The organism is Filomicrobium insigne, from assembly GCF_900104305.1.
Taxonomy (GTDB): domain Bacteria; phylum Pseudomonadota; class Alphaproteobacteria; order Rhizobiales; family Hyphomicrobiaceae; genus Filomicrobium; species Filomicrobium insigne.
Window position 1 is genome coordinate 828,614 of sequence record NZ_FNJC01000002.1, and the last position, 15,654, is coordinate 844,267.

General features: G+C 55.3%; 15 protein-coding genes. 2 read left to right on the top strand and 13 right to left on the bottom strand.

The window, feature by feature from the left end:
- Positions 1–315 precede the first annotated feature (315 nt).
- Both BLS30_RS18430 and BLS30_RS09785 read left to right on the top strand, forming a co-directional pair.
- On the top strand, positions 316–861 hold the full coding sequence (locus BLS30_RS18430; RefSeq protein ID WP_090228611.1) for a septal ring lytic transglycosylase RlpA family protein: 546 nt from the start codon (positions 316–318) through the stop codon (positions 859–861).
- 269 nt (positions 862–1,130) lie between these two features.
- Complete coding sequence (locus BLS30_RS09785; RefSeq protein ID WP_090228372.1) at positions 1,131–2,159, top strand: protein-glutamate methylesterase/protein-glutamine glutaminase; 1,029 nt, start codon at positions 1,131–1,133, stop codon at positions 2,157–2,159.
- A 127-nt stretch (positions 2,160–2,286) separates the two neighbouring features.
- Here BLS30_RS09785 and BLS30_RS09790 read toward each other — a convergent pair whose 3' ends face one another.
- The 13 genes from BLS30_RS09790 to BLS30_RS09850 all read right to left on the bottom strand — a co-directional run bounded on the left by BLS30_RS09790 (position 2,287) and on the right by BLS30_RS09850 (position 15,652).
- On the bottom strand, positions 2,287–3,201 hold the full coding sequence (locus BLS30_RS09790; RefSeq protein WP_046479335.1) for a CheR family methyltransferase: 915 nt from the start codon (positions 3,199–3,201) through the stop codon (positions 2,287–2,289).
- Positions 3,202–3,297: 96 nt separating this feature from the next.
- Positions 3,298–3,702, bottom strand: coding sequence for a response regulator (locus BLS30_RS09795; protein ID WP_046479334.1), 405 nt, complete (start codon positions 3,700–3,702; stop codon positions 3,298–3,300).
- Between the two features lie 61 nt (positions 3,703–3,763).
- Entirely contained in the window at positions 3,764–4,249 is a 486-nt protein-coding gene (locus BLS30_RS09800; protein ID WP_082101186.1) for a chemotaxis protein CheW, read from the bottom strand.
- A gap of 21 nt (positions 4,250–4,270) precedes the next feature.
- The gene (locus BLS30_RS09805; protein ID WP_090228375.1) at positions 4,271–6,871 is read right to left on the bottom strand and encodes a hybrid sensor histidine kinase/response regulator; all 2,601 of its coding nucleotides are present in this window, start codon (positions 6,869–6,871) and stop codon (positions 4,271–4,273) included.
- Positions 6,872–6,899: 28 nt separating this feature from the next.
- Positions 6,900–7,418, bottom strand: coding sequence for a hypothetical protein (locus tag BLS30_RS09810; RefSeq protein ID WP_046479332.1), 519 nt, complete (start codon positions 7,416–7,418; stop codon positions 6,900–6,902).
- Between the two features lie 205 nt (positions 7,419–7,623).
- Positions 7,624–8,574, bottom strand: coding sequence for a FliM/FliN family flagellar motor switch protein (locus BLS30_RS09815; RefSeq protein ID WP_090228378.1), 951 nt, complete (start codon positions 8,572–8,574; stop codon positions 7,624–7,626).
- Positions 8,575–8,675: 101 nt separating this feature from the next.
- Positions 8,676–9,668, bottom strand: coding sequence for a flagellar motor switch protein FliG (locus BLS30_RS09820; RefSeq protein WP_052744034.1), 993 nt, complete (start codon positions 9,666–9,668; stop codon positions 8,676–8,678).
- Positions 9,669–9,814: 146 nt separating this feature from the next.
- Positions 9,815–10,201: a response regulator gene (locus tag BLS30_RS09825; protein WP_046479329.1), complete on the bottom strand. Its 387-nt coding sequence runs from the start codon at positions 10,199–10,201 to the stop codon at positions 9,815–9,817.
- Positions 10,202–10,482: 281 nt separating this feature from the next.
- Positions 10,483–11,052: a lytic transglycosylase domain-containing protein gene (locus BLS30_RS09830; RefSeq protein WP_076605350.1), complete on the bottom strand. Its 570-nt coding sequence runs from the start codon at positions 11,050–11,052 to the stop codon at positions 10,483–10,485.
- Positions 11,003–12,586: a flagellar hook-length control protein FliK gene (locus BLS30_RS09835; protein WP_090228380.1), complete on the bottom strand. Its 1,584-nt coding sequence runs from the start codon at positions 12,584–12,586 to the stop codon at positions 11,003–11,005. Before BLS30_RS09835 ends, BLS30_RS09830 begins: the two co-directional genes overlap by 50 nt.
- Complete coding sequence (locus tag BLS30_RS09840; protein WP_090228382.1) at positions 12,586–13,791, bottom strand: hypothetical protein; 1,206 nt, start codon at positions 13,789–13,791, stop codon at positions 12,586–12,588. Before BLS30_RS09840 ends, BLS30_RS09835 begins: the two co-directional genes overlap by 1 nt.
- Complete coding sequence (locus BLS30_RS09845) at positions 13,791–15,011, bottom strand: MotB family protein (RefSeq protein WP_090228386.1); 1,221 nt, start codon at positions 15,009–15,011, stop codon at positions 13,791–13,793. The genes BLS30_RS09840 and BLS30_RS09845 overlap by 1 nt, the downstream gene beginning before the upstream one ends.
- Positions 15,008–15,652: a hypothetical protein gene (locus BLS30_RS09850; protein WP_090228389.1), complete on the bottom strand. Its 645-nt coding sequence runs from the start codon at positions 15,650–15,652 to the stop codon at positions 15,008–15,010. The genes BLS30_RS09845 and BLS30_RS09850 overlap by 4 nt, the downstream gene beginning before the upstream one ends.
- Positions 15,653–15,654: the final 2 nt, after the last annotated feature.

Genomic DNA, 15,654 nt, shown 5'->3' on the forward strand with positions numbered 1-15,654 from the left:
GTTGATGGTTAGCCAGTGGTTTATCCTTGCTCAAGCACAGGTAATCATTGATGTTTTGGGATGCCATCGCGAACCTTACCGGTAATCATGAATGGCATAACAACAAAATCAATAAAACTACGTGGGTCAGAAAATTTAAAAGCAATTACAATTACATGCACCACCGGCCAATCTCCGCAAAACACCCAAAAGAAGATCAGCTACAAAACAGAATGAATTTGCACACAATTCTCAGCAAATTATCGCTGCCGAATTGGCATGGTCACAGGAAGTCTTTGCCATTCTCCACCCGACGACCAAGAAACGGGTGTAAAAATGAACGGGGCAGGTTGGATAGCAAAAGCCGCTTCTCTTGCGGTTTGCGCAACTTTGGTGAGTGGATGTGCTTCAGGCGGAAGCACAATCAGTCAGGGATTTACGCCATCAAAATTCGGTACTCCGGCAAGCGCGCGGGTACACTACGGCGAAGGCACCACACCAGTACGCCGCGGTGTCTACAAGATCGGCAACCCCTACTATGTCGGGGGACAGCGCTACGTGCCACGCCACGAGCCAAACTACGACAAAGTTGGCATAGCGTCTTGGTATGGCAGTGATTTCCACGGACGCCTAACAGCCAACGGCGAAATTTACGATCAGAATCGCCTCACCGCAGCACATCCTACGTTGCCGCTACCATCGAACGTTCGCGTAACGAACATGACGAATGGGCGCTCCATTGTCGTGCGCGTGAATGACCGCGGCCCCTTCCTTCATGATCGAGTAATAGACTTATCTCGATCTGCAGCACATCATCTGGGTTTTGCAAATAGAGGGCTTGCAAAAGTACGAGTCACGTATCTTGGCCCCGCCCCTCTATAAGACATCCTACAAACGTTGGACAAAACAACTTCAGCCATTCGGTAAAAATACCGCCGCGCGACAAGGTTCGCGCCGGGATTTGGCTTCATCAATGATACAGTGAATGAGTCGCATAGTGCCTACTATGCATAAACTCGTTGTACAAAGGAGCTGGCCTTTTAGTGATAGATGTAAAAACCATCAGCGCTAATCTCTGGCTGAAAACAAAACAAAAAGCGCCTACGACCGCGTCTTGTCGCAAAATTGGCGCATCCAAGGATCCCTGACAAATGCCCGGGCAAATAAGCGTTCTGGTCGTTGACGACTCAGGCGTCATGCGGCGGGCTCTGACGAGACGCATCCAGACGGATAGCCGCTTTCGCGTGATTGATACCGCTTCCGATGGCCGTGAAGGCGTCGAGAAAACGCTGAAGCTGCGCCCGGATGTCGTCACCCTCGACGTCGAAATGCCCGTAATGAACGGGCTAGAGGCCTTGCGGGTAATCGTCTCGCAAACGCGCACTCCCGTCGTGATGGTAAGCTCGGTCACAAAAGCCGGGGCTAACATCACCATGGAAGCGCTTGAGATCGGCGCAGTGGATTTTATCGCCAAATCGAACAGTGGCGACATGATCCACGAGAAGCTGCTTGCAGCCGCCCGGGCCAAACTTCAGCGTCCCGCACCAATCGCGCCCCGTACACGCGTCGCAACACCGAAACTGGCGGCAACAAGTCGAACGCATAGCCTGCGCACGTCTCCACCAAAATTATGCCTCATTGGAAGTTCAACCGGCGGCCCACAGGCACTACAGCAGGTCTTCGGACAACTCCCAGCCAGCCTGAAGGTACCAATCGTTGTCGCGCAGCATATGCCCGCGCAGTTCACCGACGCTCTGGCCAAACGCCTGAACCAGATTTGCAGACCCAATGTCGTTGAGGCGAAGGACGGAGATTTCCTGAGCCCTGGAGCGATCTATATCGCGCCAGGAGGCATGCAAACACGCATCGTGGAAAATCAGATCCGCGTGTCAGCGGATAAGGGTGAAAGCCTCTATAAGCCAAGCATCGACGTGCTCGGCGATAGTATTTTCCAAGCCTATGGCGGCCGCGTTCTGGGCGTGATGCTTACGGGAATGGGAGCAGACGGCACTAAGGCTTTCTTGAAAATGCACAACGCCGGCGCATTTAACATCGCTCAGAGCGAAGATACCTGCGCTGTCTACGGAATGCCTCGCGCCCTCGTTGAAGCCAACGCTGCGGACGAACAACTTGATCCCGAGCAGATCGGCGCGCGCATTGCCAACCTAATAGGGAAATAAAGCGCGAAGCGAGCTCGACGCTTAGCGATGCATCATACATCTGCGTGCGGCACACTATAATAACGTGGGTCACGCCAAAACAACGCCCTTACGACGCTGCCTGGCAGCGTCGTACAGCGCAATCCAGTTACCCAGCGAGAATAGCAGCCCTTAGCGCCGCCGGTGTTGCCGGCGCTGCAACAGCTGGTCTACGAGCCGCACCTAAATTCGCGTCCGCAGGCGAGAGGACCATACGGTGCATAGGATCGGCAACGAACTCAGTCGAAGTGCCTAATACGCTCTCGGAAGCGCCGAGCATGAGAAAACCGTCATTCGCCAGATTACGGCGCATCTTCGCCAAGACCTCGCGCTTACCAGCGTTATCGAAATAGATCAGAACGTTGCGGCAGAAAATAACGTCGACGTTGCCGATCGCATTGTAGTCACCCAACAAGTTGAGTCGACGGAACTGCACCTGTGAGCGAAGGCTCTCCTTGATCTGCCACTTGTCGCCCTTCTGGTCGAAATACCGCAACAGGAACGGCGTTGGCAGGCCTCTCTGGACTTCGAACTGCGAATAGAGACCTTCGCGTGCCTTGGCCAGAATGGCTTCCGACAGATCCGTTGCAATAATCTCGACCCTGCGCCCTCCAAGCTGAGCTTTCATCTGGTCAAGGATCATGGCCAGAGAATAAGGCTCCTGACCACTCGAACACGCAGCACTCCAGATTCGGATGGTCTTGTAGGCCGGCCGCGTTTCGATCAGCTTCGGTAGAACCACCTGCGAGAACTTGTCGAATGGCACCTTGTCGCGGAAGAAGTATGTCTCGTTGATGGTCATCGTTTCGACGACCTCTTTCGCAAGCGGAGCCGACTTGTTGTTGATCAGAATATCAACCAGACCATGGAACCCGTTTAGGCCCTCGCGCCGAATAATCGGCTGCATTTTGCTCTCAACGAGATACCGCTTTTGGGCATCGATTATGAGACCCGATTCCTTCTTGAGGAACGCGCAAAGCACCTCATAAGGGTCGCCGGATACCTTGGCGGTATTTGGGGTCATAGTCAGCTTCTCCGAACAGATGCCGCTGGCGGGCAGAATGCTTTTGTTGAGGAATTAATCTGGAGAGGAGCGCCGTAACGTAGGCGCGGAAGGAAATTACCCAATCGCAGCCAACGCCGAGGTCTCCACAGAATGCGGAAGAATACCTACCTGATCGAGTTTCGTTTCCAGGATGGCGCGATCAAAGGGCTTCATGATGTATTCATCAGCGCCGCTCTCGATCGCCTTCATAATGTGCTTGATGTCGTTTTCGGTCGTACAGAAAACGACTTTCGGTTCATGGCCATTCGGCATAGCCCGAAGCGCCTCGACAAATTCGAGGCCATTCATTTCTGGCATGTTCCAGTCAACAATGATGACTTCCGGCATGGACTTTTCACATGCCGCCTTGGCCAGCACGCCGTTTTCAGCCTGCTGAACCACGAACCCTATTGATTCTAGGATTTTGCTGATGAAGCCTCGGACGACTCGCGAGTCATCGACGACGAGAGCAGTGGTCATGTTGAAGGCCCCTGATACGCTGGAGGAACATTTGTCCGTGAACTGTGCACACTATTGATTACTACTTTGTGAAATCAAAAACGGCACCCACATCCAAAACGGGAATTAGGAAATCGTTAACCCGATACAGCCCGCTCATAAGGCTCGCCCGTATCGGATCGAAGTGCGGCGGTGTCGGAATACGCATGGATCCATCCAGAGATAGAACATCTCCGACCTGATCGACCATAAGTGCAAAATTCTCGCCCTTATGTTCCATTCCGATCGCCAAAGCGTTGTCAAAACTCTCGACGTCATCGAGTCGCAAACGCCGGCGAAGACTAACGGCAGTAACGATTTTACCGCGAATATTGACAAGCCCGACGATATCCTTCGGTGCGTGCGGAATAGGTGTAACCTTCTGCACGCGAAAGATCGTTTGGGTATCTTGTACGGAAATACCGAATATCTCTTCGCCAATAAAAATCGTGAAATAGCTCTGCGCACTTGTGCGAATGCGCTCATCCCCATCGCCGAGTACGGCTAAAGCCTGATCTTGAGCCTGCATGAATTGCCCCCCGCTTTGAGCTCAGCTCGCAAGCGCCATAGATGCCTGCTGACGTTCCGCTACAATCCCACTAAGCATGGAAAGAAGCGCGTTACGGTCAAACTTGGCAATCCGCCCTGCCAATACCTGTGCCGGGAAACTCATCCGGTGCCCGCTCGCCTCTCCATCCAAACCGATTATCGGTATGTTGCCCCGCCCAATCGCCTGACAAGCCTCCTGGATGGCTTTGAGATTGAGGCCCGGCTCCTCAAGGTCGATTAATACCGTATCGAACTCGCCGCCGCTTTCCTGCAGCAGGGCCTTAGCACCGTGCGAATCTGCACGCACGTTGACGCTAAACCCAGCCGCAGCCAAGGTCGGACACAAAACATCTGTCGCGTACGTATCCCGCGAGACAACAAGAAGTCGTGTACCATTTGTCTGCGATTTAAGGTCCGGCTCGGGGAAAGCGCCCCGCAGGTGATAGGCAATATCGACCAATTCCACGGCGTGATTCTTGACCACCGTCGTACCGATGATATCGGAACCTGGATTATCCATCTGAATGTCGAGCTTGCCTTCGAAGATATCGATAATCTCATCGACAAGCAGTCCCATCGTCCGGGAGCCGATGGAAATTATGAGCGCGGGACTTACGGGTCGTGCATAGACATCAACCGCTGGAGACGCCGGAACGATCGGCATCAAGCGACCCTGATGTTGCACAACATACTGACCGTTGGCTTCTTCGATCCGATCAGCTTCCACAGACTCGATACGCCCGACCAGAGATAGTGGAAGGATCTTAGGTGCACCGCCACCAGCACGGAACAGAACGTAGCGCGAGCTTTCCGATCTCGCCGCAACTTCACGTACGGATTCGGACTTACGTTCCGCAGATTTTTCGATACCCAGAGCGACCGCGACGCCTGCCGGATCGATAATGAGAACGACGGAGCCATCACCGAGGATCGTATGGCCAGTGAAGATGCTGAGGTGCGCGATAGTCGCACTAAGCGGCTTCACAACGATTTCCTGGACATCCGCGACGTCATCGACAATCACACCGATCGTCTGCGAACCGACGCGCATAATGACAACCAACGTATCACGATCATTGTCATTGTCGGTCATGCCAAGCACCGACCGCAACGCGACGACGGGAATGACCTGCTCACGCAGTTTGAGCACCAGCGAGTTTTGAAGTCGCTCGATCTTATGCGGCGATTGCCCCCCGATGCCGACCGCCTCGACAACGGCGTGCTGAGGAAGTGCGAAGCGTTGATCGCCCACTTCGACAATGAGGGCCGGGGCGATAGCAAGAGTCAGCGGAATACGCAGCGAGAAGCGGGAACCCGCTCCGGGCGCGCTCGACAAGGAGACCGACCCGCCAATGGATTCAATGTTCGACTTCACAACGTCCATGCCGACACCGCGGCCGGAAACGTTCGTGATGTTGCTTGCGGTCGAAAAACCAGGCTCGAAGATCTGCTGATAGATCTCCTGCTGCGTCATCGCAGCCAAGCCAGCTTCCGTGGCAATACCGCTCGATAGGATCTTAGACTTGATCTTATCGATATTCAGCCCACGCCCATCATCCACGATATCGATCGTGATCTGGCCGGCCTCGTGCGAAGCAGATACCCGAATGGTACCCATTTCCGGCTTACCAGCCGCCGCCCGCTCGTCCGGACGTTCGATGCCGTGATCCGCACAGTTGCGGATCAAGTGTGTCATCGGATCGCGAATGACATCTATGAGCTGACGGTCAAGCTCAGTATCGGCGCCTTCCGTAACCAGATTGATCTTCTTGCCAAGTTCGGATGAGAGCTCACGGATAAGACGAGGCAAGCTTGAATAAAGACGACCAACCGGCTGCATACGCGCCCGCATCACAGCGTCCTGCAGATCGCTCGTCACTGTCGACAAACGCTGTAACGGCGCTTTGACGGTATCTTCCTCGCGATTGCGTGTCAGTTCGAGCAGCTGGTTTCGCGTCAGCACCAGCTCGGAAACAAGTTGCATAATCCGCTCGATGGTATCGACCGTGACGCGGATCGTTTCTTGGCTATGGGCACCCTCTGATTTCTTAGAGTTGCCATTCGACGCCGGATTAGCCTTGTTGGTGCTCTCATCGGTTTTTGCTTCTGCAAGCGGTGCGGACGCGACTTCTGTCGCGGACATCACAGCCTCGTCTTCTTCCGCCCCGGTTTGCGCAGAAGATACCTCGGTGGTCTCAACCTGTGCAGACGCTTCCGTTTCTTTGAGAGCATTGGCAGCGTGATCCGCCAGCATACTCACAAGATCGGAATCATCACCTTCCGGTTCGCCGCCGTGCTCCTCGATTTCCTCGATTAGCCCTTTAATGCGATCGATTGCCGCCAGGATCAACGTAACCGTGTGTTCTGTAGGTGGCGCACCGTCGCGCAGCTCGCTGATGAGCGTCTCCGCACCGTGCGCAACATCCTGAAGTCGGTTCAGGCCAAGGAAGCTGGAGGTGCCTTTAATCGTATGAACGAGACGAAAAATACTGGCGATGAGCGATGCATCTGACGGATCCCGTTCGAACTGAACAAGTTGGTTTTCCGCGCCCTCGATATGCTCCGTCGTCTCTACCAGAAAATCTCTAAGTAGCTCATCCATAGATCCCGTGCCCCCCGGCCCCCAAAGCTCAATTCGCAGGTATCATTCGGTCCGCCATCGATTGCGGAGCTTCGACAGGCGCTGCGTATCCGTTGTTGACGAGATCCGCCAAATCAGAAAGCGCCGAACGTAGTTTCAACGAAATCTGCTCGCAATACTCTTCGACATCCTCGGCTTCGATTTCACCCTTTCCGTCACGGCGGCTTTTGATGACATCAATGCTTTCGAGACACATCAAATTGACTGCATCGACACGCGCTTCAAATTCGGTCCGCAATTCATCGCAGATCGAATCATAGATTTCTAAAGTCAGTTTGCTGCCCGGCAATTCCGAATGCGTAAAGTACTCACGGTACGTCCGAGGCGCCCAACCCAGTAGCTCATCGACCATTTCCGGCAAAAGCACGGGTAGATTTTCAATCAGAAGAAGCACCTCGTTGAAATGATTCAGAAAATCATTTGCAATTCCCGAGGCAGGATTGACGAGCGCGGCCGCCCGTTCTTCAAGATCCGATGGTACCGCTTCAACATTTGAATCTTCGCGCATCACTGGCTCCCCGTTGCAGTGGCCCGTGTTTTCACGGATTTAGGCCGAGCATCATATCCTCGTATAGTTTCCAGTACTTAACAAACGACTACGAAAATATTTGTTAGGCTCGAAACAGCCAAAAACACTTGAAATTGCGGGATTTTCACCAGATCACGCGTCTACTGAAGCTCTAAGCCACCTTTGTCGGCACCAAACTCCATTTTTACGCTCGTTTGGATTTTAGAATCATTTCGCCAAGAAACTGCTCGCTCGGGTCGAGCGCTTGTTCCAATCGCAGAGAAATCTGCCCCCGGGATTGCCCCAGTTTGCATTCGAACAGGGGGGTGCCGTCGCACTCCAAAATGACTCCGCCAAAGTCACCGGAATTGGCTTCGAGCACCTGCCCGACTTTCAGATTTGCAATCTGATCAATCGTCATTGTCGGCCCCTCTAGGTGGGCTTCAAGACGCGCCACTGTGCGCGCAACTCCATCACCCATGCGCTGCGTCCATACGGGGTCGGCCACCGTAGTCGCCTCGCCGGTCCCGCGCTGCAGTTTGGCGCGCATCTGGTGCAGAGCCGTCTGCGGTATCATGATGAACATACGCCCACCATGATCGAGCACTTGAGACAGCACCTGGCTCACTGAAACCGGGAAGTCGCTCTGCCCCATCATCGTGAATTCGATAGTCGGCTCAAAACGCTCAAGTTCGAATTCCGTTGGCGAGATACGTCCAAACTCTCGGCGCATTGCGTCAACCGAGATCCTCGAGATCTCTTTAGCTATACGCACTTCAAGATTGGAAAGGGGTCGTTGATCGTCGAAAGGGGCAGTTGATCCGTCGCCGCCAAAAATCGCCTCGAGCAAAAAATAAACAAGGCGCTTATCGACCCCCACGACAATCCGCGCGTCCCACGCGGTTGCATAATAGATGAAGGCAACGCAATCCTCGTAGCTTTCGAGGACATCCCAGGCATTTGAAAGCTCGATGCCATTCACAAGCAACGACAAAGGCGTCGTCACCCATTCGCGCAACTGCTCTGTGCATGTCCCGGCGACTGACTCAAAAACAGCCGCAAGCCCAGGTAATTGTTCAAGCGAAAGCTTCGGCGGTTGAAACAGCCGCTCTACGGTATCCTTGCCACCCAGTGAAGCGGCCTTGCCATTGCTCATGTCGCTTCCCTACAGCGCACTTGGCTTCAAGCGAAGATTAATAAAGTATTAGCCCTTCGCGAAACTGAAGCCGTCTTCACCCAACTGAAACGCTTGTGAGCTTAGTACTCGTCTTCGCCACCGATCTCGATCAGGCCGCGATTGGCCATGTCGAGGGCAAGATCAGCGATAGACCTGCGAGCCTGCATAATGTCCTTCCGGACACCAGCCGCGCCGCTGGCAAGCTCTTGCTCGATGATGCGCCGCGCACGGGTCGATACAGATTCGAGAACTGCTTCGGTAACCGGCCGGTCTGCACCCTTCAAAGCCAACATAACCGTTTCAGGCGGCACTTCATCGAACAGGCGCGTACGAACTTCGATGCTGAGCTTGACGATATCGTCGAAGGTAAACAACAGGCCACGCACGATCTTAGCCTCTTTCGGCCGATATTCCTCAAGCCCGTTAAGGACTTCGTCCATCTGCTCGCGGTCAAGCTTGTTGATGATATCAGCCAGGCGCGCATGAATATCCGGACCGTTGGACCGGGCAACCCTGGTAATGAGGTGCTGCGCCAGAACGTCTTCCAGTATACGCACAGGGGCATCCAACACTGGCTTGATCGTCAGCATGCGCCGCGTCAGTTCTTTGCGCAATTCCAGTGGCAATTGACTGATAACGCTCGCAGCCAAGCCCGGCGCAAGCTTTGACAGAACATAGGCCGCAACCTGCGGATGCTCTTTCGTCAGATACTGCACTGTGGCCGACTCCGGCATCTTCGCTAGCCGGGGCCAAACGACCTTGCCCGCATCGCCACGCAAATCCGACATCAACTCTGCAGCCTGATCTTCAGGTAGGAAACCCGAAATCAGCTGCTCGGCAACGTTGTCGTTGCCCATCAGATCGGCCCCGATCGACATAGCTTCAGAGAGCTCTTCGACCAGGTTTTCTATGGCTTTGCGCGGCACACGACCTAGAGTCGAGGCGGTACGTGCAAGATGTTTGAGATCTTCTTCGTCGAAATGCTTGACGATGCGATCGGCATTTTCCTTGCCCATGGCCAGCAGGAGCGCCGCTGTCCGTTCAGCACCACGGAGCCGCGTTTTGCCAGTCACTTTTTCCAAGAACGCCTCGCCGGTCGCTTGTCAGAATCCTCTTGGAAAACGAGTTCCCGGGCTCCATGGAACCCTTGGCCAAACGACCACTCTCGCCTCCGCATGCCCAACGCAAACTCAGAAACGTCTCAATACGCCGCCTTGACTCAGGCAGCGTATTTCGCAAACACGCCGTCAATCTTTTCCTTCAGAACTGGAGCTGTGAAGGGTTTAATCAGATAGCTGTCAACGCCGGCAGCCTTTGCCGCCTCGATATTTTCGGTTTTGGATTCCGCCGTCACCAGGATGAAGGGCGTGTCCTTAAGGTTGGCGTCGCTACGCACAGCTTTCAGCAGATCATAACCGGTCATAGGCTCCATATTCCAATCGGAGATGACGAGGCCGTAGCTTTTCTGCTTGAGCTTTTCGAAGGCTTCCGCACCGCTGGCGGCTTCGTCCACGTTCTCGAAACCAACCTGCTTCAGCAGCTTCCGGATAATGCGCACCATCGTGCTGTAATCATCCACCACAAGTACTGCGATATCCGTATTCATGATCTATCCCTCCAAAGCCCGAGACAACTCTGTGCCCAGCCTAATTTTTTTCAGCTCCAGCTGGCGCCCATGTCGTTGCATCCGCCAAGACTGCCGCGTCCCAATTTGGAGCCTATAAACCCTTGAAAATCTCTTACTGCCGAATGCTTTCGCCAACCTAGCGCATCTCGTTGTCTCGGCCTGGCGACGCCAGCTTGCAAAAGCATCTTGTAATCAACGCCAATAGCAGATTCGCTCACAATGGAGCACATGAAACCCCGGGCGCATAAGCATTTACAAAACTACCTGCCGCAGAAATGCCGCGCCGCTTTCGTCCACTCCGCAAACCCTGTCGCAACCATGTTATCGATCACGCGACACACATAACGCTTCTGAGCTGCATCATTATTAGGCCCCGCATGATAGCGGGCGACAGCCATGACCCAACTGCCTTCACGGGCGTGCAATTCCTTGAGGAACAAGGCCGCGTAAGCGACATTCCGTGCCGGATCGAGCATGTCATCCAGTGAGCGGAACTTATCTGCGTGCCAGTAGTGATTAATCTGCATGCATCCGATATCGATCAGCTTGATACCGCGCGCGCGTGATTCCTGAACACGGGCCGCAGCCTGTCGCCGTGTTAAATCGTAGACGGCATCGCCGTCGATATTGAGCGCATATGGACGCAACCCATCACCGCGGCCGGTCTCAGTTAGTCCGACGGCATAAAGGATCCCGAGGGGGATATTGTGCAACTTTGCCGCACGCGCCATTTCCCGCTCACAGACATTCGCGGTCTCCGCACTTAGCGTCCCGGCCAAACTAAACGAAAACGCCACCGCGAGAGCGAGACTGAGAATTGTCCTGGTCATGTGTCCCCTCACCACCGTGTTGCGAACTCGGGTTTTGCCCTCCAGCCGCCGGCCGCCGCTCGCCCTGCTCGCCGAAGGATTGCCCCGTCAAACCGGACGAGGTCGCTGAATTGCCCGCCTCACCTTGAGCATGAGTTGGATCAGCGCCCGTGGTCGCTGTCGTCGTCATCTGAGAATGTACGCGGTGGTCACCCTCAACGACGCGCACCACAACTTCGTCGACGACATAGCCGGACGACCGCAGATAATGGGTAAGTTGGTCCGTATTTTTCGCAATTGTTGCAGCCGCCTCTGATCTGCCAAACCCAAGTTCGACGTTTAGGACGTCATTGCGGAGCGACATACGGACCACGACACTGCCCAAATCACGTGGCTCGAGCTTAATTTCCAGAACCTTCAGCACGGGATCGGATTGCTTTACGTGCACCTGACCGGAACTCCGGGTCTCACTCAAGGGGCGAGCGTGCTCGAGTTCCTGTAAAATTCTTGTCCCGATCTGCCCACTAACGTCACCGGAGGCCGACCTTGCCACGCTTTGAGCAATCTGTTCGGCCCGCACATCGGTTTGCGTCAACGTAGAACTTCGGCCAGCTTTATCGGATCGCACTTCAGCTTGCATCCGCGACACGTCGCGAGCTGATTTACCAAGATCTTTTTGGGCACCACGCCCGTCAGCGCGTCGTGCAAGATCGTAAGCTTCTAGTTCGCTGTCCGGCTTAACGGGTGAGAAATGCGTTTCCGCCAGAGATACATTTATCTTTGCGGGAACATCCATCGGTCCGCGCTGCGCGGCAACATCACGCTTCCCGGTCTCTCGGCCCTGCGACAGAACTGCGGTGAGCTGAGCCACCGCAGGCTGAACCGCTCCCGGCAGAATCGGCCCGGCGGGATTTCGGGAAGCTGCCTGATTCGCTTGAACCGCTACATCATTTGCCACACGGTTTGCTTGTCTCGAAGTCTCGATCGCACTGGCGTCGCGAGCTTGCCTTGCGCCCTGCAAATCATCGGCAGGCAACCCTGACATTAGGTTCTTACCAATGCCGTCGCCTCTACCCACCGCCGTCTTCGCAGAGCCAACTCCTAAGCTGGCATCGCCTGCGCCCCCCCCTGTTGGAGCCGCCCCAACCAAGTGAGACGACACATCGGGCACCGGCTCCTGGGCCGCCTTGGTCGTCCGATCAGCCTGAGATGCGTCTTCAGATTCTAAATCAGCTTCCCGCAAAGAGCCCGTGGAGGTTCCATCCTCAGTCGCGTCGGCGCGCGCGCCATCCTCGTCAGTGGGCTCCGAACCCTGCGGCCACCGCACTGAAAGTCCACGCACGCGGGATCCCGACGTGGCCGTGTCGGCATTAGTCTCCGCATCGCCATCGCGAGATTTATTTCCCTTGGCAAGGATTTGTTCGAACCCCTCGCCCTGGTCGTTCGCAATATCCGCATGCCCTTTGCCGCCGCCGGCCTCCGACCGCCCCTTGGCGCCACCGACAGCACTTGCACCATGTCCAGCATCACCGAGAAACAAAGTCGCGTCCGCCATCAATCGATCTCCTGCAAAACAGTATCGACAGCGGCCAGCGTATCGCGTGCACGAAGGACAGACTGACTGGTTTGATTGGCCGCAAACGACTCTAGCGCTTTATCATCCACACGCTGTTGAAGAGCGAGAGGAGGAGCCTTTGGAGTTTCCGGCCACTGCCGGACAGCCGTCGCCACGTTGAATGCCGCGTCCACGATTTCAACATCCGCGCGCTCAAGCCGTGACTTTTCCACGCTCATCAAGCGAGACAGCCCTTCGTCCATATCGTCTGAAACAATCATGACGGCTGCGCCATAGAGCTTGGCTCGATTTCCATCGACGGTATCGAGTTGGCTAAGCTGAGACGCTCGCTCCGACGCAAATCGGACCATGTCGGCATAACCCTCAGCAACGCCCGACTGCGCCAGCATGAGATAAAGGTCGCGCGCGACTTCTGGACTGCTAACGGCAATGGAACGCTCTAGCTGAGCAAACTGCTCCGGAGTTTTAACGAAGCGTTTTACCGCGACGACAGCTGCGACCTCGGGAGCAAGCCCTTGCGCATAAACTGACGCTCCGAAGCGCCGGTAGTATCTGGCCAGCAGATAGGAAAATTTGTCGAAATCGCCGGCCCGCGCAACGATTGGAATTTCGCGACGCAGCGCCGCTTCTTCCACGATGGTACCCGGAGACAGCAAACGAGCATCGTCTAGATTCTTGATCGCATTCTCACGGTCGCTGCCGTCCAGCAACACCCCCTTAACCAGCGCGACATGGCCGGCAAGGCTCGTCTCAAGGCTCCTTGGCTTGATCTCTTTGAATGCCTCGCGCGCCTCTCGCCGTTTCCCTTCGGCATAAAGCACAGAGGCCTCCGCCACGCGTCCTATCTCGCCCCGCGCAGCAAACTTATCCAGAATAGGCCGTACTGCTCTTGGATCACCGCCCCCCAGAATAAAGCTGATGACAGCGCGCACATTCCGAATGTCCTCCCATTCCTCGGAGGGCATTCCTTTTATAACCTCGGCAATATGATCAAGCAGTTTGCGTTGTGATGCATGAGCCCGCAAATCGCCATGCACGACCTGGTTCTGCAAAACAACCAGCGAACGCACCAGTTCGTACACTTGCAACCGGCCGGCAGCCTCTTGCGCGGCCGCACCAAAACTGAGACACGCCCAGCTCATCGCCAGGGCGCCTCCGAGCAGCATGGATCTGACCCGCGTCATCAATTCGGAGCCTCCTGCCGCAAGTAAATCTCGATTCGACGATTCTCCGATGCCAGCGGATCATCCGCGACTTTCAACTGGCGATCCGCATACCCCTCGATCCGTTCGACCCGTGCCTCATCAAGACCCGTCCGCGTAAGAAGATGGAAAGCGATGTGCGCCCTCGCCATCGAAAGGCGCCAGTTGTCGTTGGTCCCCGATCGGAAAGGCCGCCCATCTGTATGGCCTCGAACGACCAAGCTGCCTTTACGCTCATTCAGAATACCCGCAACCTTTTCCATCAGCGAAACCATCTCAACGGCTGGTTCCGCTGACGCAATCGGGAACATTCCGAAGTTGGAGTTGTCTGTAAGGCTGATCAAAACACCATGATCATCGCTCGTAACTTCGATCGTGGGTCCCTTCACGCCGGATGCAGGATCCGTATCGATCTCGCCAGTCTTCTCATCGGAAACATGGCGACCGAGTGCTGCCGCAAGCTCGTCACGCACGCGGCTCGCTTCTTGAGCCGTCATTGCCAACTCTGCGTTGTCCGATGCCGCCTTTTCTGCCTGAGCGCCGGCCCCCTCATTCAAAATTGCTATGCGATCGGAGGCCTTCATCGTGTTGCCCCCATCTGCAACGGAATCACCGCCAACCCCAACGGCATCCGAGGGGCGTGCCGGTGGTCGCTGGCTGCGGAACGCCGGGTCAAACGGATCGCGAAACGCCTGCCCGTCGGCCATGGCAGTTCCGTGATCATCCGTAGTTTGTGGTCCGCGATCTGCCCGTGGCTCTGTTTTCGTCTCATCCCCAGAGGAAGCCCGCTGCGCCAATCGCTCGAGAATGTCGTAAGGGTCCTGGAACAGATCCTGCCCCGTCGGCGTCTGCTGGACCTTGAGTTCTCCAGCCCCGCCCGAAGCACTGATCTTCTGCGAGCCATTCATGTTCTTGGAATTCGGATCCCGGTCTACGGGTTTATCGGCATTCGAAAGCCCCTTGGCCTGAGGCTCATCCTCGGCAAGTTGCATTGGATTAAAGTAATTCGAGATACCTTCGCGCGTGAGCTGATCCGAGGAAGCTATGAGCCACATAACCAAGAAGAAGGCCATCATCGCGGTCATGAAGTCGGCGTATGCGATCTTCCAGACACCACCATGGTGTCCTTCACCATGGTCATCAGCACGCCGTCTTATAACGACAATCTGGGCCGCAGCCGTATCTTCCTTACCTAAGCTCATCCTATCGCCTCGCGAAGCCGTTCAACCCATTTGCTGACGCGCGACTCGATGACGACCTGATCAATCTCGACCCTCAGCTCCAAGACGTCACTTTCCTGGACACTGGCATGTAGACCGTTCTCACCAAGCGCCATACGCATGGCTTCGACCATGCCGCCGGGACCGGAAATTTTCATATGAGCCTCCGGCGCTTCAGCAAGGAGTCGCCGCACGAGATCTCGAATTTCACGAACGGACTGTTCCGCCAGCTGCGTTTCAATCAACGGAAGCAGCAGCCGAGCAACTTGCTCGCCAATAGCCGTTTCGCACCGTTGAATCTCTTCCTTGATAAGATGCACGCTTTGATCTGCGCTGCGCTCCGCCCATTGCGCCCGCTCAGCGGCAAGTTGCGCTTCGAATGCCTCTGTCTTCTCCTTCAGAAGCGCTTCGTATTTATTCGCTACGCTGGCTTGTGCCTCTGAAAAACCGCGGCTGTATCCGGCGGCCTCTACAAACTCCAGTGTCTCTGTCTTGCTTTCAACGGCCTCGGAAGCACGAACAGCGAAGAGGTTATCGAACTCGATAACCTCTCCGTCGTCGGTTCCCGGCTCAAAGCCACCGTCCAACTCTTCTAAGAAGTTTACCGCGTGTCGTGCTGCCATTG